The 23,198-nt window shown below is 47.9% G+C and carries 20 protein-coding genes and 1 tRNA gene; 4 read left to right on the forward strand and 17 right to left on the reverse strand.

All coding sequences use genetic code 11. The features are described 5' to 3' along the window. The 4 genes from VM802_RS12040 to VM802_RS12055 all read right to left on the reverse strand — a co-directional run. Nucleotides 1–427 (reverse strand): Arm DNA-binding domain-containing protein (locus VM802_RS12040; RefSeq protein ID WP_325530713.1); only part of this gene is annotated, 427 nt, incomplete at its 3' end. Between the two features lie 261 nt (nt 428–688). Further along, nucleotides 689–764 (reverse strand) — tRNA-Lys (locus VM802_RS12045). Between the two features lie 72 nt (nt 765–836). Then, nucleotides 837–3,263, reverse strand: a complete 2,427-nt coding sequence (locus tag VM802_RS12050) for a penicillin acylase family protein (protein ID WP_325530715.1) — start codon at nt 3,261–3,263, stop codon at nt 837–839. A gap of 66 nt (nt 3,264–3,329) precedes the next feature. Next, nucleotides 3,330–4,436 carry an 8-amino-7-oxononanoate synthase gene (locus VM802_RS12055; protein WP_325530717.1) on the reverse strand — a complete coding sequence of 369 codons (1,107 nt, stop codon included), beginning with the start codon at nt 4,434–4,436 and terminating at the stop codon, nt 3,330–3,332. A 94-nt stretch (nt 4,437–4,530) separates the two neighbouring features. Here VM802_RS12055 and VM802_RS12060 point away from each other — a divergent pair, with 94 nt between their 5' ends. Beyond that, a complete protein-coding gene (locus VM802_RS12060) occupies nt 4,531–5,127 on the forward strand; it encodes a MiaE family protein (RefSeq protein WP_325530719.1) in 597 nt (198 codons plus the stop codon). Nucleotides 5,128–5,313: 186 nt separating this feature from the next. On the opposite strand, the gene VM802_RS12065 is transcribed toward VM802_RS12060, so the two are convergent. Continuing rightward, nucleotides 5,314–7,575: a patatin-like phospholipase family protein gene (locus tag VM802_RS12065; RefSeq protein WP_325530721.1), complete on the reverse strand. Its 2,262-nt coding sequence runs from the start codon at nt 7,573–7,575 to the stop codon at nt 5,314–5,316. A gap of 372 nt (nt 7,576–7,947) precedes the next feature. Between VM802_RS12065 and VM802_RS12070 the strand changes: the two genes are divergently transcribed. Next, complete coding sequence (locus tag VM802_RS12070) at nt 7,948–9,411, forward strand: MFS transporter (protein ID WP_325530723.1); 1,464 nt, start codon at nt 7,948–7,950, stop codon at nt 9,409–9,411. Here the strand turns inward: VM802_RS12070 and VM802_RS12075 are convergent. The 10 genes from VM802_RS12075 to VM802_RS12120 form a co-directional block, all read right to left on the reverse strand. Further along, nucleotides 9,406–10,383: a GSCFA domain-containing protein gene (locus VM802_RS12075; protein WP_325530725.1), complete on the reverse strand. Its 978-nt coding sequence runs from the start codon at nt 10,381–10,383 to the stop codon at nt 9,406–9,408. The genes VM802_RS12070 and VM802_RS12075 overlap by 6 nt on opposite strands. Before the next feature lie 32 nt (nt 10,384–10,415). Continuing rightward, the gene (locus VM802_RS12080) at nt 10,416–11,264 is read right to left on the reverse strand and encodes a hydroxymethylglutaryl-CoA lyase (protein WP_325530727.1); all 849 of its coding nucleotides are present in this window, start codon (nt 11,262–11,264) and stop codon (nt 10,416–10,418) included. 18 nt (nt 11,265–11,282) lie between these two features. Next, nucleotides 11,283–12,101 carry a 23S rRNA (guanosine(2251)-2'-O)-methyltransferase RlmB gene (rlmB, locus tag VM802_RS12085; protein WP_325530729.1) on the reverse strand — a complete coding sequence of 273 codons (819 nt, stop codon included), beginning with the start codon at nt 12,099–12,101 and terminating at the stop codon, nt 11,283–11,285. A gap of 25 nt (nt 12,102–12,126) precedes the next feature. Continuing rightward, on the reverse strand, nt 12,127–12,690 hold the full coding sequence (locus VM802_RS12090) for an NUDIX domain-containing protein (protein ID WP_325530731.1): 564 nt from the start codon (nt 12,688–12,690) through the stop codon (nt 12,127–12,129). Between the two features lie 27 nt (nt 12,691–12,717). Beyond that, nucleotides 12,718–13,158 (reverse strand): GNAT family N-acetyltransferase, encoded by a 441-nt coding sequence (locus VM802_RS12095; protein ID WP_325530733.1) that lies wholly within the window; start codon nt 13,156–13,158, stop codon nt 12,718–12,720. Nucleotides 13,159–13,526: 368 nt separating this feature from the next. Then, on the reverse strand, nt 13,527–14,435 hold the full coding sequence (locus VM802_RS12100; RefSeq protein WP_325530735.1) for an EamA family transporter: 909 nt from the start codon (nt 14,433–14,435) through the stop codon (nt 13,527–13,529). Then, nucleotides 14,428–15,840, reverse strand: coding sequence for a pyridoxal phosphate-dependent decarboxylase family protein (locus VM802_RS12105; protein ID WP_325530737.1), 1,413 nt, complete (start codon nt 15,838–15,840; stop codon nt 14,428–14,430). The genes VM802_RS12100 and VM802_RS12105 overlap by 8 nt, the downstream gene beginning before the upstream one ends. Before the next feature lie 157 nt (nt 15,841–15,997). After that, nucleotides 15,998–16,492, reverse strand: a complete 495-nt coding sequence (locus tag VM802_RS12110) for a methylated-DNA--[protein]-cysteine S-methyltransferase (RefSeq protein WP_325530739.1) — start codon at nt 16,490–16,492, stop codon at nt 15,998–16,000. Nucleotides 16,493–16,502: 10 nt separating this feature from the next. Then, nucleotides 16,503–17,417, reverse strand: a complete 915-nt coding sequence (locus VM802_RS12115; protein WP_325530741.1) for a DNA-3-methyladenine glycosylase family protein — start codon at nt 17,415–17,417, stop codon at nt 16,503–16,505. Nucleotides 17,418–17,503: 86 nt separating this feature from the next. After that, the gene (locus VM802_RS12120; protein ID WP_325530743.1) at nt 17,504–17,941 is read right to left on the reverse strand and encodes a carboxymuconolactone decarboxylase family protein; all 438 of its coding nucleotides are present in this window, start codon (nt 17,939–17,941) and stop codon (nt 17,504–17,506) included. A gap of 110 nt (nt 17,942–18,051) precedes the next feature. Here VM802_RS12120 and VM802_RS12125 point away from each other — a divergent pair, with 110 nt between their 5' ends. Together VM802_RS12125 and VM802_RS12130 are read left to right on the forward strand one after the other, a co-directional pair. After that, complete coding sequence (locus VM802_RS12125) at nt 18,052–19,473, forward strand: aminotransferase-like domain-containing protein (protein WP_325530746.1); 1,422 nt, start codon at nt 18,052–18,054, stop codon at nt 19,471–19,473. A gap of 75 nt (nt 19,474–19,548) precedes the next feature. Further along, on the forward strand, nt 19,549–20,976 hold the full coding sequence (locus VM802_RS12130; protein ID WP_325530748.1) for an aminotransferase-like domain-containing protein: 1,428 nt from the start codon (nt 19,549–19,551) through the stop codon (nt 20,974–20,976). Here the strand turns inward: VM802_RS12130 and VM802_RS12135 are convergent. Both VM802_RS12135 and VM802_RS12140 read right to left on the reverse strand, forming a co-directional pair. Continuing rightward, on the reverse strand, nt 20,973–22,091 hold the full coding sequence (locus VM802_RS12135; RefSeq protein WP_325530750.1) for an ABC transporter permease: 1,119 nt from the start codon (nt 22,089–22,091) through the stop codon (nt 20,973–20,975). The two genes, VM802_RS12130 and VM802_RS12135, sit on opposite strands and share 4 nt — an antisense overlap. Continuing rightward, nucleotides 22,091–23,197 (reverse strand): ABC transporter permease, encoded by a 1,107-nt coding sequence (locus tag VM802_RS12140; RefSeq protein ID WP_325530752.1) that lies wholly within the window; start codon nt 23,195–23,197, stop codon nt 22,091–22,093. Before VM802_RS12140 ends, VM802_RS12135 begins: the two co-directional genes overlap by 1 nt. Nucleotide 23,198 lies beyond the last annotated feature (1 nt).

Genomic DNA, 23,198 nt, shown 5'->3' on the forward strand with positions numbered 1-23,198 from the left:
TGGTAATTTCAAAACGTTTGTGGGTCCTGGCTGATTTGGTTTTTGCCTTTACCTTCTCATCAAATCGGCGGTTATGAAAGTCTATTGCTTCGCATAATGTCCGCTTATGCTCAACAATGCCTAAGAAGGAATTTTTCAACGCCTGGGCTGTTACAGGCTTTCCGCTTGTTACCAATAAGCTGTAATGTTTCTGTAGATCAGATTTCAGGGTGATCAACCGGCGGTTGATGGCTTTTACTTCTTCGGAGTTTCCTTTTACGCACTGCCCTTCTGCGTTCCAAGATTCAGGGCTTACATACTGGTAGGTGGATAGTTCCGTGCGTTTGTTGCCAACAGTCAGACGGAGATAGATGGCGGGTTTGTTGTTTTTGCGGCGGCTTCTGTTCAGCCAGAGTAAAATAGAAAAACTTAAATGACCTTTCCTCATAAAACACCTGTTTTAAGTTAACTAATTTTGTTTCAAACTTCACTTATCCTGACATCACTTAACATTAGTCAAACACAATACAGATAAGCACTTCAGGCCAGTAGTGGTTAGCACAATATAGTGATTTAAATGCTAACCGCGATGCTCACTTTCCTATCTTTACTTCTATATACAAAACTTTACCGCTAAAAACAGAAAAGCCTTGTAGATATTGATTCTACAAGGCTTTAATTACTTAAGAGTTTCTATTTTTACTCTTGGTGGTGATCCCGCTGGGACTCGAACCCAGGGCCCATACATTAAAAGTGTATTGCTCTACCAACTGAGCTACGGAATCATTCCCTTTCTGTAAGGGAGTGCAAAGATAGGAAATATTCATTTCCTGCCAAATTTTCCAGAGAAAAATTTATCATTTTCCTGTAAACACCATCCTGTAGCGGATTACAGGATCGTCCTTATCATTCTGATCAAAGATATGTAATTGATAATACTTGCCAGTTGCCCAATCATTGACGGCATTGTCGTAAAAAGGGCTTCCCGGATTACCACTCTGTCCGCCGGGATAAATACCATATGCTTCTGTCTTATCACTGAGCTGCACTATCATCCTCCATGACGGTCCATGCATTTGCTTCGTGGCATTTACTATGTGCTGGCCACCACCTGTGTTCAGGTTATTCGCACCGAATGCTGGTAAGGCTCTCGATAAATGGCGAATAGTGGTACCACGCCATTTTCCCAGCTCCAGCTTTCCTTCTTTGTTCAGCTCAGACAACATCTTCGTACTCTTCACAAAAGCACCGTGTACCATCTGTGTCAGCGTCTCTTTCTGAGGCGTGTTGATATTGTCGATGAAATGTACAGATGAATCACGCAACAGCATCAGCAGCGTGGTGGTCGATTGCGGCCAGGCCATGACGGTACTGTCGTGGGGAATGAGCTCATCACGCCATATGGTATCTTCCAGGTTTTTCCAGACAATATTGAAGATGCTTGCTGCTTTACTGTCTGCTGAGCTTATGCAGTCCCACCGCGAAAGCATCTCCCAGAAAGATTTCTGTTCAGGTGTCAGTGAAGAGGAGTCAATATGTTTTCTCAGCAGCGGCAATGCATCGGCAGCAAAGAGGTTTTTGTTATCATTCTGTAATGCCTGCATATCCTGTGGTGTGATCTGGCTCATTTCAGTAAGACGTCTGTTGATGCGCTCACCACGATAGAGATCAAACGTTCCATAAAGTGGATAAGGGTATGTGTTATCTGCAGGACGTTGATTGGCGGAGCTTACGAAACCTCTCGCAGGATTCTTGATATGCGGCAGTTCATCATGTGGAATATATCCCTGCCAGGCGTAGGTGCTGTCATTCCCCGGCATGATCCATTTGCCCTGATCACGCCATTTCAGCGGGAACTGGCCATTGTGCCAGATGGCAATGTCGCCATCTTTGGAGGCGAACACGAAGTTCTGTGCGGGACAGGTATAGTTCTTCAGTGCTGCGAGATAATCATCATAGTTATGAGCTTTATTCAGCTTTAAGAACGTGATTATTTCATTGGAAGCGTCCAGGGCTTTCCAACGCATGGCCAGGAAGTTCTGCCCGCTTATCTTTTCCGGGAAAGTATTATCGTAAATCACCGGTCCCCAGACAGTATAGGCAACCGTATCATGAATAGTGGCGCCACCTTTCACTTTGATGTCTTCGACGCGCAATGTAGCTTCACGATAGCCGTTGTTAAAAGCATATTCCTTTTTGCCATTGCGGAACTGCATGCGATAGAAGTCTTTCACATCTTCTTCTCCATTCGTCACACCCCAGGCAACATGATCATTGAAGCCGATGATTACACCGGGAGAACCGGGCAAAGATGCACCGTAAACGTTCATATCCGGTGTATGTATCTGTACCTCATACCAGATGGATGGCAGGTTGAGTCCCAGATGCGGATCACTGCAAAGGATAGGCGCACCGGATCTTGTTTTACTGCCGGCTACGGCCCAGTTATTACTGCCGTTATCGGGATCGGGCTTATCTGTTTTAAATTTCATGTAGGCCTCATCCATCATCAGCAGGCTGTCTGGCGGAGCCACTGCTTTCGCAGAGGCGGCAGCAAAAGAGCTGCCTTTGGGAATAATAGGATCCAGCGTGTCCTGGAAATCAGGATACATCAGATCAAAGTCCTTGGGTGAGAATAAACGGCGTGCATTCGTATATTCGAGATCGTTACAGAAGCCGGCAAGGTCGCTGGCCATATATTTGAGTAGCAAGCCGGACTTAAGAACGTTCCATGGTTCCGGCTGATAGTCCAGCAGCTTGTATTCCACAGGTAGTGTGCCAGGTGTAAGTGTAGCGATAAATGCATTAACGCCTTTTGTATAAGACTCCACTGCATTTTTACTCACGGGATCAGCTTCCATCATCTTCACTGTCTGCTCTGCACCATACACCATTCCCAGCCTGCGTTGCTTACGGTCATAGTTAATAAGGTCTGGCCCGAGGATCTCCGACAAGCGGCCCGCTGAGGCCATTGTTTGCAACTCCATCTGCCAAAGACGGTCGCGTGCTGTGATATACCCCTGTACATAATATGCATCGGCATCATTTTCAGCAAAAATATGCGGGACCGCACGATCATCATACCATACTTCTACTTTACCGCTCAGGCCAGTCAGCACCAGGTGATCCTGCGGATGATCTCCTATTGGTTCAGCATTCTGCCAGAAACCTGTCTGCGGACTTAACAACTTTCCCAGCGGCGGTACTTTCCCCAGCTTCGTATTAAAAGCATATGTCAGCGAAAGAGTAATAGCAGCAGTAATAACAGCGGGGATAATTCTCATATTCGGGTCGGATAATGTGATTGTATGATGTATATGTAAAATACATCATTTTTATCTCAAAACAATTTATCCTTTCAACACTTTTATCAGCTGTGCCACCTCCTCCGGTGTATTAAAGCTATGGATCACGATACGCAGCCGCTCCTGCCCTTTGGGTACTGTAGGATGAAGGATAGCTCTCACATCAAGGCCAGCTTCCTGCAGATTATGCGCTACCGTTCGGGTATGTTCATTGCCGCGCGTGAGCACCACCTGTATGGGTGTTTCACTGGGCAGCATTTCCATGCCGTGCATCCCTTCCCTGAACTGGCGTATCAGCGCTGCCAGCTGCGTCCTCGCCTCCTTCATGTAAGGAAACAGGCTATAGCTGGCTGCGATGGCCGCTATAGCGGTAGGCGGCAATGCGGTGGTGTAAATAAATGCACGGGAGAAATTGATCAGGTAATCTCTCAGTGTTGCGGAGCCCAGTACCACTGCACCATGGCAACCAACGGCCTTCCCGAAAGTATGTACACGTGCAAAGCATTGCTGCTCCAGTCCCAGTTGCTGCACGAGCCCTTCTCCTCTTAACCCCGTCACGCCGGTGGCATGCGCCTCGTCTACTACCAGGTGCGCTTCATATTGCCGGCAAATAGCAGTAATGGCTGTCAGTGGCGCCATGTCTCCGTCCATAGAATAAACAGACTCCACAGCTACAAAACGATTGCCGGTAGCATGTTGCAATTTCTTTTCCAGGTCTGCAAGATCATTGTGCTGAAATGAAAAAGTAGTTGCCCTCGACAACCGCATCCCATCACGGATAGAAGCATGTATCAATTGATCGTAAATAACAGTATCCCCTTTCTGCGGCACACAGGAGAACAGCCCCAGATTAGCATCATAGCCGGAATTATAGATCAGGCCGGTATCAGCATGGTGAAATGTGGCAAGGTCTTTTTCCACATCGTTGATCCACTCATAATTACCTGCCAGCAACCGGGACCCTGTACTACCGTGGATCACCGGTCTCTCCTGCAACAAGGCATGTACCGCTTCCTGCATAGCCGCACTGCGCGCCAGCCCCAGGTAATCATTGGAGCAGAAATCTACCAATGTTCCCTGCAACCGCAGCTCCCGGAATGCATGTTGCTCCCGGCGTTGGGCCAACAGCTGCAATAAAAAACCCTCGTCCATAAAATAGCTTTTAACAATATTAATCGATTCAGTTCTATCTTCGCACAAAACTAACTGCTAAAACCTGATAGCAACGTAGCTATTATTATAATTTATGTCTAAGTTGTCGATACTCGGATTGAAGCTTCCTACTGATCCCCGCTGGGTAAACCTTGCGGCCATATCATTGCAGGACATTCTTACCGACCATGCTTATTGTGAACAAAAAGCGGCATCGTCCGCGATTTCCCTGATACAACGCAATCCTGAAAAAGAAAGGCTGGTACAGGAACTGGCGCCCATCGTTACAGAAGAATGGGGGCACTTCCGGCAGGTACTCGCCGAATTGAAGAAACGTGGACTCAAACTGGGCAGACAACGTAAAGATGATTATGTAAATGCACTCCTGGAAAACCGCGTCAAAGGCGGCAGCAAAGAAGATGCTTTCCTTGACGCCCTTCTGATCTTCGCACTCATCGAAGCCCGCAGCTGCGAACGCTTCCGCCTGCTCAGCGAAGGGCTCGAAGATGAATATCTACGCGAATTCTACCGCCGCTTCATGGTCTCTGAAGCCGGCCATTACCGCCTCTTCATAGACCTCGCGAATGAATATTTCCCAGAAGAAAAAGTAAAAAGCCGCTGGCAGGAATGGCTAAAAACAGAAGCAGAGATATTACTGAATATTGAAGTAAGAGGAGACAGAATGCATTAACTATAAGACTGTGATTAGTGTTGATTATTTTGATTCTTCTGATGGGCGTAGACCTATGAGGAGATTATACAGACAAAAATTCGTAAAAATGAAAGGGCTCATTTAGGACGATTCTAAATGGGCCCTTCGCATATATCTTCAACATCCGTTCATCATCAGCATCACAAGAATCATTATTAATCATAGTCAGAAAGTGAACCCCATATTCACATAGAATTTCAGTTTTCCTGACTGATCATTGTACATCATGGTAGCTTCTACAGGTCCGAGACGGCTGCTGTAGCCTGCTCCCAGTCCATAGCCAGTAAGGTATGCGTACTTCTTTTTATTTGTGAAGACGCCTGAGTCATAAATCGCACCGCCTGCACGGGGTATTGCAAATACATTCCGGATCACTTCATACTGCCATGCCACCTGCACCGCACCGATACGGGGCGTAACTACTTCGCCTTCATATAATCCTATAAGGGGAACCTGGTTATGCGCCATGTAGTTCATCCCGCCAACAATAAAGCTGTTCACAACAGACTCATTATAATTCATATTCCAGCTTACGTTACCATCCAGCTCCAGAGCAGACTTGGAGCTAAAGGGAATGTAATACTTTGAACTGAACACCAGTCGCTGATAATTGTTGAAGCGGATACCGGCGCTATCGAAATCGATGGGCTGGTTACCCTGGCTAACTGAAATACCCGGATGCTGGTTATAAACAAGCCCGCCTTCCACCTGCAACCACAGACCACGTGTAGGATACAGTTTGCGGTCCAGGGAATTTACACCATAGTACACATAGGTATTCAGTTGGTTGGTACTGCCTCTGACTTCCGCCAGCGGTGAATACTGCGGTTTGTACTTGATATATTCCCATCGTGTGCCTGCGCCGATCGCCATGTCTCTGCCGAAGCTGTACTGCAGGTTCATATTCACGTTGAAATACTTGGTGCGGTATGGTTGCAACATTTTAAAGTTCTCATCATAATAGGTGAGGCCATTGTTTTCGTAATAGGTGCTGAGGCCAAAGCCGAAGTCACGGCTGCGTCCCAGGTACTTAAAGTACTCGGCCTGCAGGCGCGGGTTTTCGCTGATGGCAACAGACACGAATGAACGGGAATTGGGAACGATAAAGTTACGCTGTGTCAGGTTGAGTATAGCGCTGGCGCCAGTGAAAGTATTGTAGTTGATAGCGAATTTGGCATAAGTCAAAGGGTTCTCTTCTGCGGTAATATCCATGCGGCTCTTGCCATATCCTTCAGGGATAAGATTATAGGTGATCAGTTTATAGAAGCGCGTTCCGAAAACCTTGCGGATAGCGTTTCTCATCTGCTCCGGGCTATAGCACTCTCCCGGCTTGAGATGAAGACGTTGCAGGAAAAACTTCGGATCGGAATGTACGAGACCACTTACATGTATGCTACTTAGTTCTATATCTGCGGCAAAAGGCAGCCTGTTGGCCACAAAGGGCTTGTCGGGAGGATACAGCGCATTAAGGGAGTCAGCGAGGTGCTTGAATACCGGGTACATCTCTCTTCCTCTCCGCTTTCCCGCTTCCAGAATAGAGTCTACGCTGCCGAAGCTGGCGGCGGAATAATTTTCGAGGTATTTGTTGATCGAGACATAAATATCACATTGACGGCGGGCTTCCTTAAAATCTTCAGCATCCTTGTAAAAACCAAGCTGGTAGAGGATATCAAAGGGCGTTTGCAATTGGTCCGCTTTACGTAAACCTCCGCTCACGTTGGAGCCGATTACAATATCGGCGCCCATTTCCTTGGCAGTAACTACAGGAAAGTTACGTACGACACCGCCGTCGACCAGCTTACGATCTCCGATCTTCACGGCTGTAAAAATAGAAGGGATGGCCATACTGGCCCGCATACTCGTCACGACTTCGCCACTGTCCAATGTCACGATCTCGCCGGTAGCCACATCGGTGGCAATGCATTTAAAAGGTATTTTGAAATCAGAAAACCTCTTGATATCCTTTACCGGCCATCCCAGGCGGGCCAGCTCCAGCCACAACGCTTCGCCGGAAATAACACCGGACGCCAGCTTTGGCTTACCGTATTCAAACGGTATCTCAATGATGTATTTGTTGTACTCATTCTTTTCTTCATGGGAGATATCGGTAAGATCAGGCTGATTGGAGAAAAGACTGTTCCAGTCGAGTCTGCGGGCCAGCGTTTCAATTGTATCGCCGGAATAGCCCATTGCATATAGTCCTCCCACAATACTGCCCATACTGGTGCCGGTAAGATAATCTACCTTCAGCCCTGCACTGTCAATCGCCTGCAGGATACCGATATGCGCCAGCCCTCTGGCTCCTCCCCCGCTGAGCGTAAGACCAATCTTTGGCCTATGCTGCGCCAGCGCCGCAGAAAAGATGAAAACACCCACCACCAACAAACCTAAAAACCTGCCCTGATAAAATAACTGTCGCCGATTCATTGCTATAAATTATGCCCTTTACTAAAGATACTGTGATTTCCTGACTGTAATTACTATGATTTCTACGATCGGTGCGATTATCCGGATTTTAGTTTATCCTTCAAAAAAATTTCTTTCCTAAAATTTATTCACTATCTTTTCGGCTATTATATAGGAACCCCCGACTGTGATTCATTGATTCGTGAGATTCCCCTGATAAGCAACATTGTCTGAACTGCGGTTTTCAATTTGTGCGATTTTCCTGATGTTAAAAGCAACAGGATGATCCGCGCATTTTATTTTCCCAGGTTCTGGCTTTTCAGTTCGTCGCAATCATAAAAATCATAATCAGGATAATCATCAAACCAAATTATTATTAATCTAAAGTCCGTCATGCAAAACTCCAATGCTGTGAAAAACATCTGGCAGGTAATCCTTGCCTCATCTGCCGGTACACTCATAGAATGGTACGACTTCTACATCTTCGGTAGTTTATCTGCAATCATTTCAGAGAAATTCTTTCCTCCCAGCAATCCGGAGCTGGCATATATCGCCACGCTGGCTACTTTCGCGGTAGGCTTCATTGTACGTCCCTTCGGCGCCATTGTATTCGGACGGCTGGGAGATATGGTTGGCCGCAAATATACCTTCCTGCTTACCTTGCTGATCATGGGGGGCTCCACATTTGCGATCGGGCTTATTCCCAGTTATCATACCATCGGTGTACTAGCTCCCATGATTGTACTGCTGCTGCGCCTTTTGCAGGGCCTGGCTCTGGGTGGTGAATACGGCGGAGCTGCAACCTATGTAGCAGAACATTCGCCTGACCATCGCCGCGGTTACTATACCAGCTTTATACAAACCACGGCTACGCTCGGCCTCTTTGTGTCATTGGCGGTGATCCTGATTACACGTACCGTGATGAGCACCGAAAATTTCAACAGCTACGGATGGCGTATCCCTTTCCTGTTGTCCATATTTCTCGTGATTATGTCGTATTATATCCGCATACGGTTGCAGGAGTCTCCCTTATTTGTACAGATGAAGCAGGAAGGTAAGACATCAAAGAATCCCATCAAGGAAAGTTTTGGTAATAAAGAGAACCTGCGGCTTGTGCTGCTGGCGCTTTTCGGGGCTGCGATGGGGCAGGGTGTAGTATGGTATACCGGTCAGTTCTATGCATTGTCGTTTCTACAGAAGACGATGAACATTGAATTTGTGCAGTCAAATATTATCATTGCGGTAGCGCTGCTGATCGGTACGCCGTTTTTCATTTATTTCGGCTCGCTATCTGACCGCATCGGCCGCAAAAAGATCATGATGACCGGTATGCTCATTGCCGCGCTCACCTACTATCCCATCTATCGCGCTATGGACGTGATCGGCGATGTGAAGCTGAAAAGCGAGCAAACAGACCTGTTCAAAATTGAAAGCGACCTGCATAAAAACAGTACCGGTGAAAGCGTGCAGCAAACCACCCGTATACATAGCTATACTGACGGCAGCATTCTTCGGGAAACAGCCGACAAAAAAGAGCTGACGGTAAGCCGCAACAATATGATTGTGCTGATATTGCTGGTACTGGTACAGGTACTGTTCGTAACGATGGTATATGCACCTATAGCGGCTTTCCTGGTGGAACTGTTTCCTACCCGCATCCGCTACACGTCTATGTCGCTGCCTTATCACATTGGTAATGGCGTCTTCGGCGGACTGCTGCCCACAATCTCCACGATATTGGTTACTTCCACCAAAAATCACCTGGCAGGGCTGATCTATCCTATCGCTATTGCGCTTATATGCTTTGCCGTAGGTATGTTGGGCATCAAAGAAAAAAAGGAGCAGACGACATTATAGTTGCTCAAAGTATTGCAGCAGAGCATCCAGTCTGAGTTGGGGATGTGCAGTCATCACCTGCTTCACTTTCTGCGCGTGGGTACGCAGAAACTGCTGATGCTCGCTGCTCTGCGGATTGAACGGGCGGTGTTGCGCCGCCCTGTTAATCTCTGCAATGGTATGTAGCAGTTCCCTGCTACCCGAAGACAGACACGCTTTTACCACCTGCTCCCATACATAGTTGATGGCAGTTGCATTGGGATGTACCAGATCGTCTTTATAAAAACGGTAGTCGCGTAAATCATCTATCACCAGCTCGTATGCCGGGAAGTAAAAGAGGCGGTCAAATTTTTTTACAAGATGATGAACAGACTGTAAAAGGATTGCCTTGCTGAGATTGTTCTCCACCAGACCATCACGGATATAACGTACGGGACTAACGGTAAAGAGTATATTAATTTTCCGGTTGTGGAAAAACAGCCGGTGCATCATATTGTCCAGCGCAGTGACCACTTCTTCAGTTGTCAGCGTGCGCTTATAAAAGGCAGCTGACGGCACTTTATGGCAGTTGCCTACGATGCGGTTGTTTTCCTTCAGCACATATACATTCGCAGAACCCAGCGTGATTATCAGCCAGTCTGCGTCCGCAAGCGTTGCGGCGGCGTTTCGCTGTGCCGTGTTAATAGTATCCAGTGCTGTTTCCGGACTAAGCGCTGAAAAACGGCTGTGGTGGTCCCAGCTATTCCAGGTATCGTTATGCTGAAAGAGGTCAGCTGTGGTATACTGCTTTCCTTCCAGGTAGGTGGTGAGGGCATGGGTGATGCTCAGCGGGTTGAACAGGATACCATGCGGATTGATAACGGTATCGAAATAATGTTCCCCGAGCTTCCCTCCTATTTCCTCAGCGAAGCAAGATCCCATCAGCAACAGCTTGTCGCTGTACCTGATAGTCTGCTCCAGCGGCGGCGCCTGGAAGCCTAAATGGAAATGCATGAATGTATGTTTAGGTGTTAGTTGTTCTGCTTTCAGTAGAAGATCCTGTCGGCCAGCAGCTGCGCCTGTTGCAGTGCGGGCATATTGAGAGTCAGCAGTTCCTGGTGGCTGTGGCAGAATGCAATCATGTTCTCTGTCGCCAGGTTGCCGACCAGTTCATCTTTCGCCATCGGACAGCCGCCGATGCCTTTGATAGCACTATCGAAGCGCTTGCAGCCATTCTCCCAGGCGGACTGTACTTTTTCTTCCCAGTTGGATGGCGCAGAATGAAAATGCGCCCCTATTTCCACATTGGGATAAGCCGGTACAAGATGCTTGAACAATGCGGAGATATTTTGCGGATTGGCCACCCCAACTGTATCAGCCAGGGAAATGGTGTTGATCTCCATCTTCACCATTTCATCCACCCATTGCAATACGATCTCCGGGCTGTACGGATCATTATAGGGATTACCAAATCCCATGGAGATATACACCACCAGCTCTTTGTTGTTCTTGATACATAGCTCCTGCATGGTATGAACCTGCTCCAGCGACTCTGCGATGGTTTTATTGGTATTGCGTAACTGGAATGTTTCGGATATAGAAAAAGGGAAACCCAGATAACTGATCTCATCATAAACGATGGCTTCTTCAGCGCCACGTACATTAGCGACGATAGCCAGCAGTTTGCTGGTAGCGCCGGAGAGATCAAGGCGGGGCAGCACCTCTTTTGTATCGGCCATCTGCGGGATGGCTTTCGGCGATACAAAGCTGCCGAAATCGAGCGTATCGAAACCTACCTTCAGCAATGTATTGAGGTATTCCACTTTTTCATCTGTGCTGATCATCCTGTGCCATCCCTGCATCGCATCGCGGGGGCATTCTACCAGTTTGAGCATAATATCCTTTGTTAGCAGTTACACAATGGTACGTTGTTTCAATGCTTCATACAAAATAATACCGGCGGCAACGGACACGTTGAATGATTCGAAGTTACCGGCCATAGGTATACGGAAGAGCGTATCGGACGCCTTACGCAGTGCCGGGTACACGCCATTATCCTCAGCCCCCATGATCACTGCTACCGGCTCTTTCAGATCGCATTCGTATAATTTGACATCTGTCTCCATTTCACTCGTCATCACTTTGATGCCGTTGAGATGAAGCGTATCAATTGCTTTGAGAAGGCTATTGACTCTGCATACGGCTATCTTCTCCAGTGCGCCGGCAGAGGATTTCATAGCTTCCTCATTCAGCGCAGCAACGCCTTTATCGGGGATGATGATGGCCTGCGCTCCGCAGCATACTGCGCTCCGTGCGATGGCGCCAATGTTACGCACATCCGTGATGCCATCCAATATAAGAAACAGTGGTGTTTCGCCCTGTTCTGTTACATGCGATATTACGTCTTGCAGATCGAGATAAGTAACATTGCCGGCAATGGCTACTACGCCCTGGTGATTAGCCTGTGTGAGCCCATTGAGCTTTTCCACCGGTACCGTGTTGATGGGAATATTACCGGCAGCAGCCAGTTCCCTGATTTGCGGGATAATATCCCCGGTAGCGGTGCGGAGCATATAAATACGCTCTATCGACTTACCGCTGTTAAGCGCCTCCATAACAGGCTGACGGCCAATTATCAACGATGATTGCTTGGGCCGCGGTGCAGCATACCTTTTTGGGCCACCGCCTCTCTTGTCTCTGTCCCCCTTGAAAGAATTAAATTTTCTGTCCATTTGCTGCAAAGAAACGGTTTTTATCTTAAACCAGCTCTCCTTCCAGTATCATCAGCCTTATTTTCTGGATAGCGGCAACAGAAAGCGAATCCGTAATTTCAAACCTTTTCACCATCTCATATGCCTCACTGAACGGCACTTTTCTGACAGACAACTGTTCAGTGTCTTCCGGCGCGGCGGTGCGCTGTTCCAGTCCTCTGGCCAGGTATACCACACCTATTTCATCACTCACGGAATTGGAGAGGTCCATGCGTGTGATTACCTGCCACTGCGCAGCTTCAAGCCCCGTTTCCTCCAGCAGCTCGCGCCTGGCGGTGTCCAGCGGCTCTTCGCCCAGCGGGCCGCCACCCTCTGGTATTTCCCAGCTGAACTTATTCAAGGGAAAGCGGAACTGCCCCACCAGATAGATATTCATTTCATCATCCAGCGGTACTACGCCAACTGCTGTATTTTTAAAGTGCACCACGCCATAAATACCTGGCCCACCTGCGGGATTCAGGCCTTCATGGTGTGTCACCCTTATCCAGTTGTTATCATATCGTATTTCGCTGGAATGTATTGTCCAGGGATTTTTTGCTGCTGTATCCATCCTGCAAATAAAAAGAAATCCGGGTTACTAAAGTGATTGGTAATAGTAAAAGGAGTTAGTATCCTTTTTAAATCCATTTGCCTCATACAGGCGCTGTGCGCTGGTGTTGGCAATATAGGTCTGCAACATCAGCCAGGCCGCGCCGGTTTTTGTGCCATGTTCTTTGGCAGCGTCCAGCAATGCGGTGCCAGCGCCAAGATTGCGGTATTCTTCCAGCACATACAAATCATTGAGCAACCAGCCACGCTTCATGCCCAGTGAAGTGAAGATGGGATACAGCTGCGTGAAGCCGATAATCTCCTCCCCCTTCAGTGCAACAAAAATAATACTATCCTGTTGTGTGATCCTTTCAGTGATAAATGCGAGCGCTCCTTTGTAATCCGGCGCCTGATCATAGTAGCTGCGGTAGGCATCAAACAATACCGCAACTTCATTCGTATGCAGCTCTGTAGCCCTGATAATTTCCATACTATTTTGTTATTTGGTTATTTAGGTATTTTGTTATTTATGAATGCAGCATATATCAATACGAAGATCGATAATTGTTGTCTGATCGTAATAAATCTTTTTAAAGATCTTCGTCACATGCATAAATAGCAACATAACCACATAACCACATAACCACATAACTACATAAAAAAAGATGCTCCGTCGGTGAAAACCGGGTGAGCATCTGAACTCTTAACTTCTACCTTAAAACTTTACTATTACAGTAATCGGGATATAGGACTCAGGTGTCAGTTGTGAAAAGGCTCTGCTGTTGAATGTTTGACAAAGCTGTTGATTTATGTGCAAGCTGTTGATTAATTCCTGTTACTGAAACCCAATCCTATATCCTAACTGCTGATCTTTTTATTTTTATTGAATGCGTTATTTACGAGATATACACCGCCGACTGTAACGAGAGAACAAAAGCCCATCAGCCAATTCAGGCTCTCATGCAGCAGTATCCACCCCAGGAGCACAGCCACTATCGGGTTGATATAGGCATATACAGCGGCCAGCGATGGCGGCAGATTGTTTAATGTAAACACATAAGCCGAATAAGAAAGTACGGAACCGACAAGTACCAGGTACAACAGGCTTTCCCACAGTTCTGCCGTGAAACTATCTGCGTTGAGTTGCTGTCCCAGTACCAGCGTGCCCACCAGCAACATTACGATGCCACTGAAAAGCATTTGGAATCCTGCTCCGAAGAGATAGTTCACTCCCAGTGCCCATTTGGCGGTGAGCACAGATCCCAGCGCCCAGAAGATACACGCGAAGATCGACAGCATAATACCGAAACGAAAATCAGGGTTCATCAGGCTGGATAAATAATTGTAGAAGATACCCGCAACACCTGCAAATCCCAGCAACATACCGATGATCAGCTGATAACTGAGCCTCGTGCGCTTCACAAGGAAGTAACTGAAGATCGTGATCCAGATAGGAACTGTGGCGGAGATGATAGCTCCCAGTCCGCTGGGAATGTATTGCATGGCCCATGTCATCAGGCCGTTGCTGCCACAGAGCATGAGCAGTCCCATTACAAAGAGCTTTGACAGTACAATCTTCTCGGGTAATTTATAGCCTTTGAGAAAGAAAAATCCTGTGATCAGGAAGCCGGCGGTGGTTTGTCTAAGCCCTGCCAGCATCACCCCATGAATATGTCGGACACCAATTCTTGACGCCAGGTAGGTGGTGCCCCAGAAAATACTTACTATAGCTAGTGCGATATAAGCATTCGTATTTGATTTACGCATATGAATATTGGTTCAGCATTGTTGCTGCTACTTCCTTCATTGTCTGATATGCCAGTGTAATGTCGTTGGCAGTAGTCCTCCAGTTCACCAGAGCCGCTCTGATGGCCGGCTGACCGGCATACACCGTGCGTGTCATACAAACTACGCCGGTAGCATTCAATTTATTGAGGTATTGATCCACCATTTCTTCCTGTACACCCGCAGGCACGTTCAGTGTAAAGCACACGACACACAGCCGTACAGGCGATAACAGCCTGAACTGCTTATCTGCTGCCAGCAGATCACCCAGTTGACGGGCCAGCCTCACATCATTTTCCACAATGTCGCGGTAACCATTTCTACCGTATGCCATAAGGGAGAACCATGCTGGCAAAGCCCGCTGACGGCGGGAGTTCTCAGGGATGTAATTAATGAAATTAAAATTCGCTGCCGGATCGCCCAGATAAGCAGCGCCTGCATTCTGAAACACTTCCACCTGTAACTTCGGATGGCGTGAGAAGATCATTGCAGCGTCGTAAGGTACATTCAGCCATTTGTGTGCATCAATGGTGATGCTGTCTGCCAGTTCCCATCCATTTAACAGATGTTTGTGCTCTTCACTACATGCTGCGAATCCACCGAATGCTGCATCCACATGCAGCCAGAAATTATACTCTTTCTTCAGCGCTGCAATGGCGGCGATATCGTCAAAGTCAACGGTGTTCACAGTTCCCGCGCTTGCCACAAAGATGAAAGGCTCACCTTTATGCGTTTCAAGATAAGCCTTGAAGGCATCCATATCAACACTCTCACGATCCGGTAACGCCGGGAGCCTAATCACATTATTGCGGCCCAGCCCCAGCATCGACATCGACTTCGTTACACTGGAATGAGGCACGCATGAAACTACTTTAAGGTCCTGTATACCGGCCATGCCGTCACGACCAATATCAATACCACGCTGGTGTCCCAGCCACTGGCGGCCTAGCGACAGCCCTACAAAATTCGCCATGGTAGCTCCTGTAGTAAAGCAACCAAGAAATGCTTCTGGTAACCCGAACAGTTCTTTCAGTAAAGCAATGGTTTCCGTTTCTATATAAAAGGCGGCTGAGCTTTTATCTGATGCATTGAGATCTGTGGTGGACGCAATCCAGTCGCCCATCAGCGCGGCAGGCGTTACACCGCCTGTTACAAACCCCCAATAGCGGGGACCTACAGCTGCTGTAAGGCTATCACCATATTGTTTATCGAACAGTTCCAGGGCGGCGGCCCCTCCCAGTCCGTCCTGCGGGATGCCGCTTCTTCCGGGCTCCCCCAATACCTTATCTGCGGCCCGTGTATCTATTTCTGATAAAAACCGGCTACTATATTCCTTGGCCTGTTGTAATAACTGATCTGTATGCTTTAGGTCTTCCTGGAGCCTCATGATATGCGGATGATTTAGAAGATGTAGGTAGTTTCCGAGGACAAAATTGGGATAATTATTAATGCAAAAACAGATCCAGTTTTGAGTTTTTTGACCAGATCAGATTGGAGTATGATTTCTTGATTAGTGTGATTAAGCTGATGTGTGAAGATTTGCATTATTGCTTAAAGAGATCAGTTGTCTCATGATCCAGCAACCACTTTTTCCTCCACAGGCCCCCGGCATAGCCAGTGAGCGAGCCATCACTACCTATCACGCGGTGACAGGGTACAATGATAGCCAGTCTGTTTTTACCGTTGGTAGTACCTACCGCCCGTATGCTTTTAGGATTGCGGATGCGATGTGCAAGCTGCAGATAGGAAATCGTTTGTCCGTAAGGGATAGTAGTTAGTTGTTTCCACACGGTCTGCTGAAAATCAGTACCGGGCTGACTGATGGGAATATCAAATACTTTGCGGGTACCATCAAAATATTCCTGCAACTGCTTTACACATTCCTTCAGCAACGCAGGTGGATTGACGCTTTCCGGTAATAGCAGGTCCGCCCGGGGTTCGTCAGTAAAAGAAACAGACTGGATAAATTCTCCGGTACCACTTATCACCAGCGGTCCTACCGGTGAGTCCATCCTGACATGTGGGCGCTCTTGTTCCATTGTGATATGGTTAATTGTTAGTGGGAGATAACAGTGATCTCCACAAATAAAAAGTGGCGTAGGCAGCATGTTCCTTCCACGATTTTGTATACTCCTGCAACGCAGCCGGGTCAGGTTTTGCGGGTAATCCCAATCTGTATCTGATTGCGTTGTGCAATCCTACATCTTCCAGTGGTAGCGCCTGCGGGAACCGGCTGTATTTCATGAGCGCGTAATTAGCAGACCAGTTGCCAATGCCTTTCATGCTCACAAGTTTTGCGCGGGCCTCTTCATATGACAACGCGGCAAGCAATTCAGCGCTCATACGCCCTTCTGCCATGGCTTTCGCCATTTCAATGAGATAAAGTGCCTTGCTACGCGAGAACTGCATCGGTGTGAGTTGCTCAGTCGTAAGTGCAGCAATTACTTCAGGTTGTGGGTACAGATAATAATCCGTTCCGTCCGTACTTATATGAAAACCGAAATGCTGAATAAACCGCTGGCGAAGTGTGTAGGCAAACGACAGATTTATCTGCTGTCCGATGATAGGCCAGGTGAGTGCTTCAAAGAGATCCGGCATACCCACAAGACGCAGGCCATGGTATTCGGACGCAATACCGTTGAGCACCGGATCGGTGAGTGTGTAATCATAAAAGGGTTGCAGACTGGCATCGAGATGCAACCAATGTGTAATAAAACGTATAATATCTGCTTCAGGAAACACTTCGCCGGAAGGCGCCAGGACGGTGGCTTCGAGGTATGCAGGCATATCGCCGGGGGCAATTTCCACAATTACAGGCTCTCCGCCTGCAAGCAGCATCCTCCGCAGCTTTCCGTCTGTGATATAGTGAAGACATTCTTTGTCTGACCTGTTCAGGAAATGAAGGCATTCTTCAAACGAAAAGTTGACAGAATCATTCACCGGTATCTTTATCTTTTGCCTCATAATAGCAAAAGTAAAATAAAGGCAGCAACTGCAGGTACCGATTCTTGCTATTTTGCTGCCTTACTGATTGTCACTGGTAATATTGATCAATCCGGTAATTTGCGGGTAGTAACGCATATCCTGTTCCAGGCGTTGATCACTGTAATAGCCATGATCACAACAGCCAGTTCTTTCTCCGTAAATACTGCTGCGGCAGCGTCGTACACATCATCAGGCACATGCGTGGAAGCCAGCAGGGTTACAGATTCGGTAAGCGCCAGGGCAGCACGCTCCCGCTCAGTATAGAAGGGGGCTTCCCGCCATGCCGCCACGTTGTCAATGCGCTGTGTTGTTTCACCTCCGGTGCGTGCATCGCGGGTATGCATATTAAGACAGTAAGAGCAGCCGTTGATCTGCGAGGCGCGTATCTTGACAAGCTCATATAATGTTTTATCGATACCGCTTTTCCGGAGTGCGTTTTCCACGCTCAGTACTGCATTGAAGCCTTCCGGAAACGCTACGGACATATCCATTCTCTCTTTCATAATTTTAGTTTTTGTTGATATTTATAATAATACAAAATAAGAACAAAAAGTGGTACCAAAACAGATACAGATTTTCGTAATTTTGACCATAACAGATTTCTTTTGAGGAGATGCCCGACGAAGACGATTTTTTATACCTCCAGCTGGCGCAACGCATTGAATCTATGATCAGCAGCGGCGTTTATGCGATAGGCGAGAAACTGCCGTCGCTGCGGAGCCTGCATCGTGAACACAACGTCAGTATCAGCACTGCTTTGCAGGTATACCTGCATCTCGAACGCAAAGGCTGGGTGGAGGCCAAAGAGAAATCGGGTTACTTTGTGCGTTTCTCTCACCGGTTATTGCCGGAACTACCAACTGTCAGCACACCGGCTGCGTCTCCTTCGCACGTAAAGATCAGTGAAAAAGTCGCAGCCATGATGCAGCATAGCCAGCGCGCCGGCATCATTTCTCTCATAGGCCCGGCGCCACATCCATCACTACTTCCCGTGGGCAGGATCAATAAAGCATTGCGACAGGCTGCACTGGAAGGAAAAACTTCATATATCCCTTACAGTGATCTCGCTGGCCATGAACCGCTACGCAGGCACATTGCGCGGCTGTCACTCAACTGGCGCGGCACCGTATCTCCTGACGACATCCTGATCACTAACGGCGCCATGGAGGCCGCCGCACTTTGTCTACGTGCCGTCGCCAAAGCCGGCGATACGATTGCGATAGAGTCACCTACTTTCTTCGGTTTATTGCAGGCCATCGAAAACCTCGGCATGAAAGCCCTGGAAATACCCACTGATCCGGTTACCGGCATCAGCCTTGAAAAACTGGAAGATGCTTTCCGCAGGAAAAAAGTAACAGCCTGTCTTTTCGTTCCCAATTACAACAACCCGCTGGGCAGCTGTATGCCTGGTCAACATAAAAAGGAACTTGCCAGACTCATTGAAAAATACCAGGTACCGCTGATTGAAGATGATGTCTACGGAGAGCTCTATTTCTCCCCCGACAGACCCAGTACCATCAAGAGCTTCGACCGGGCTGACCTTGTATTGTATTGTTCTTCTTTTTCCAAATTCATAGCGCCGGGCCTGCGCGTGGGCTGGATCATCAGCCACAGGTATCGTGAACGGCTAAACGAACTGAAGTTCTTGTCGTCTGTTGGCACCAGCCTGCTGACACAACTGGTCATCAACAAATATCTCGACAATCAACGGCCCGATCTGCATTTACGCTTGTTGCGGCAACAACTCTCCACACAACGCATGCAGCTGATACAGGCGGTAAAAGAGTATTTCCCGGCAGGTACCCGCCTCACCCGCCCTGACGGTGGTATCAGTATTTGGGTGGAGCTACCAGGAAAAATGGATACCTGGGAACTGTACAGGAGAGCACTGGAAAAACAAATAAGCTTTACACCCGGGGGCCTCTTTTCCAGTCAGCACAAATACGGTAACTGCCTGCGTCTTTCTTATGCCAATCCCTGGAATGAAGACCAGGACTGGGCACTGCAGATGTTGGGCAAATTGGCAAAAAGCTGATTTTCATTACACCTATAACAGTTTTTATTTTCTTACCTTTGACCATATCAGATAATCCTTTCTAAAAATACGTCCATGTTAAAGACTGCTGATCACCTTTACCTGCAGGTTGCCGACAATATAGAACAGCTGATAGAAAAAGAAGTGATGAAGACGGGTGAAAAACTACCGTCAGTACGCGTGTTGAGCAAACAACATGGCATCAGCCTCACCACAGCATTCCAGGCCTATTATCACCTGGAAGGGAAAGGGCTGATCGAGTCAAGACCCAAATCAGGTTATTATATCAGCCGTAATATGCGACGCATGGCGCCTATTCCCGGCACCTGCCGCCCGGTGAAGAAAGCCAGCGATGTAACGGTGAGTGATATGGTGATGGAAGTGTTCCATCACATGAGCAATGAGAGTATTCTGAAATTTTCTGTGGCCACGCCACCTACCAGCGTCATGCCGGCCGCCAAAATGGCTAAGGCGGTGATACACGCCATGCGTGAGCTACCAGCCAATGGCATCGGCTATGAACCGCTGCAGGGTAATGAACTGCTGCGCAGGCAGATTGCACGCATGTCACTCAGCTGGGGCACTGCAGTGACCGCAGATGATATCATCACTACCAGCGGCTGCATGGATGCGCTCACCCTCTGCTTATCGGCCACCACACAGCCAGGGGATACCATTGCGCTGGAAAGCCCCTCGTACTATGGTGCTTTACAGCTGGCGGAAAGTCTGGGGCTTAAAGTACTGGAAGTGCCCACTCATCCTATCTATGGTGTAGACCTCGATTATCTCGACAAGGCCATTCCCAAACACAAGATCAAAGCATGCCTGTTTGTTACCAACTTCAATAACCCGCTGGGCAGCTGCATGCCGGATAAAAACAAGCAAGCACTCGTGAAGATGGTGGAGAAGTATGATATTGCCCTGATTGAAGATGATATTTACGGAGATCTGTACTTTGGCAGAGAACGACCTGCCACCTGTAAATCGTTCGATAAAACAGGACATGTGCTGCTATGCAACTCCTTCTCCAAATCACTGGCGCCGGGATACCGTGTAGGCTGGACCATTCCCGGCAAATACAAGGAGAAGGTGCTGCTTATGAAACAGAATCACTCCATTGCCTGCGCTTCGCTGCCGCATGCTGCAGTAGGACATTTCCTGGAAATAGGCCGTTACGAATTTCATCTGCGCAATCTGCGCAAAATGTTACATACTCAATGCCTGCTGTACTCCCAGGCTATATCAGAATATTTCCCTGAAAGTACCTGTATCTCAAGACCCCAGGGAGGCTGTGTATTATGGATAGAACTCGATCCGCAGATCAATACCTTCGAGTTATTCCAGCAAGCGCTGAAAAACAGGATCAGTTTCTGTCCCGGACGTATCTTCTCATTGCAGAACCGTTACAATAACTGCCTGCGTATCAGTTACGGCACGCCCTGGAGCAAACAAGTAGACGATGCCCTCAAAACACTGGGTAAACTTGTGCGCAAAATGCTTTAGGCACGTTTGCGGTAGTTTAATATAGCAATGCTGTTCATCACCAATGCAAAGGCCAGCATAATGTAGAGATAAGTGCGGATATGCTCCCAGCCGCTGCCTTTTAGCATCACCATACGTATTACCTTCACGAAGTAGGCAATAGGATTGAACCAGGTGATCACCTGTGCCCAGTGGGGCATGCTTTCCACTGGGGTAAACAGCCCGCTCATCAACATAAAGATGATGACAAAGAACCAGGCAATGAACATCGCCTGCTGTTGCGTATCCGTAAATGTAGAGATCAGCAGTCCCATACCCAGCATCACCCACAGGTACACTGCAGCAAAAAGAAATACCAGCGCAATATTGCCGACAATGGGTAACCGGAACACAAGCGTACCTATCAGCAGCCCGAAAGCCAGCTCAAATATGGCCACTACCCAGAAAGGTATCAGCTTGCCAAGAATAAACTGATACTTGCGTATAGGCGTTACATTTAGCTGCTCGATGGTGCCGATCTCCTTCTCTTTTACAATATTCATCCCTGATAAAAAGGCCCCGATCATCGTCACTAGTACTACCAGTATTCCCGGTACCATGAACACTTTATAGTCCAGTCTTTCGTTATACCAGTTGGAATACGTAATGGGTATTACCGGCGGACCGTTGCGTTTATCCAGCGCAAGCCAGGAGAGGCGTACCTGTTGGTTGAAATCACGGATAATGCTGGCGGCATAACCATATGCTATACCGGCCTTGCTACCGTTGATAGCATTCACCAGTAATTGCAGTTGTGCTTCGTCATCTTTCACCAGATCGCGTTCAAAATGCGGAGGTATAACCAATATGAGATCCGCCCGGTCCGTCGCTATATCGTTCCACGCGTCCTTTGTGTTGAATGTCTGCCGGTGCAGCCGGAAGTAACCTGAGGCTGTCAGTTTGTTCACCAGCTGCCGTGACCATGGCGATAAATCCTGGTCTATAACGTCAATAGCTATATTTTTTATTTCGTAGTTGGCTGCATAAGACAACAGCAACAGCTGCACCACCGGCACAATGAGGATAATACGTAGCATGGCCCTGCTACGGAAGATCTGCAGAAACTCTTTCTGTAATAAAAACAAGATAGTACGCATCAGCTTAAACGGATTTTAAAGTTTCTGATACTTATCCCTAGAAAGAACAGTGTCATACCAGCCAGCACCAGTGTTGGCAGCCATACGTCTTTCAGTCCGGCGCCTTTCAGCATAATATCCTTCAGGATGATAATAAACCATTTTGCCGGCATGATATTCGTCAGCAGTGCCAGCGGCCGTGGCATACTTTCCACCGGGAAGATGAAGCCGGACAACAGTACTGTAGGCATCATCAGTCCCATCATAGAGGCCATCATGGCAGTTTGCTGCGTACTTGTGACGGTAGAGATCAGGATGCCGAGTGATAATGCCGTCAAGACAAACAGTACACATTCTGCCAGCAGCAGCACCAGACTCCCTTTTACAGGCATGCCGAAGATACCCGTTCCCATGGCGAGAATCACCAGCGCATTGATGAACGCCAGCAGGATATACGGCATCACCTTTCCAAATATGATCATGAATGGCGGCAGGGGCGATACCAATAATATCTCCATGGTACCGAGTTCCTTTTCTCTCGTGATGGTTATGGATGTCATCATTGCAGACACGAGCAGCAATATCAGTGTCATTACACCAGGTACAAACATAAACACGCTTTTCTGCGCAGGGTTGTACAGCATTGTAACAGTAGCATTTATACGCAGTGGAAGTTTCATCTGATCGTTCAGCTCCTGCTGATAGTTGCCGATAATAGCCGTAGCATAGTTAAGCAACGTGGTAGCAGTATTGGGATCACCTGCATCAGCCAGCAACTGTACCGGTGCGCTTCTGTGGTGAAAAAAATTCTCTCCGAAATTTCCAGGAATTACAATTGCCATCTTGATCTGGCCTGCTCTGAAAGCGGCTTCCAGCTCATGGTTGTTTTGCAGGTATTGGTCAACGGCGAAATACCCCGACGCGGTAAGCCTGCCGGTGAGCCGTGTGCTGTAGTAATCGCGCGACTGGTCCAGCACTGCTATCCTGGCTCCTTTGATCTCATTTGTGATCGCGAAGCCGAACAGGATGATCTGTACTACCGGCATTCCAAAGAGAATGAGCAGGGTACGCCTGTCGCGGAAGATGTGATAAAACTCCTTGCGTACAAAAACAAAAAACTGACGCATG

It is taken from the genome of Chitinophaga sp. (assembly GCF_035538455.1).
GTDB lineage: Bacteria > Bacteroidota > Bacteroidia > Chitinophagales > Chitinophagaceae > Chitinophaga.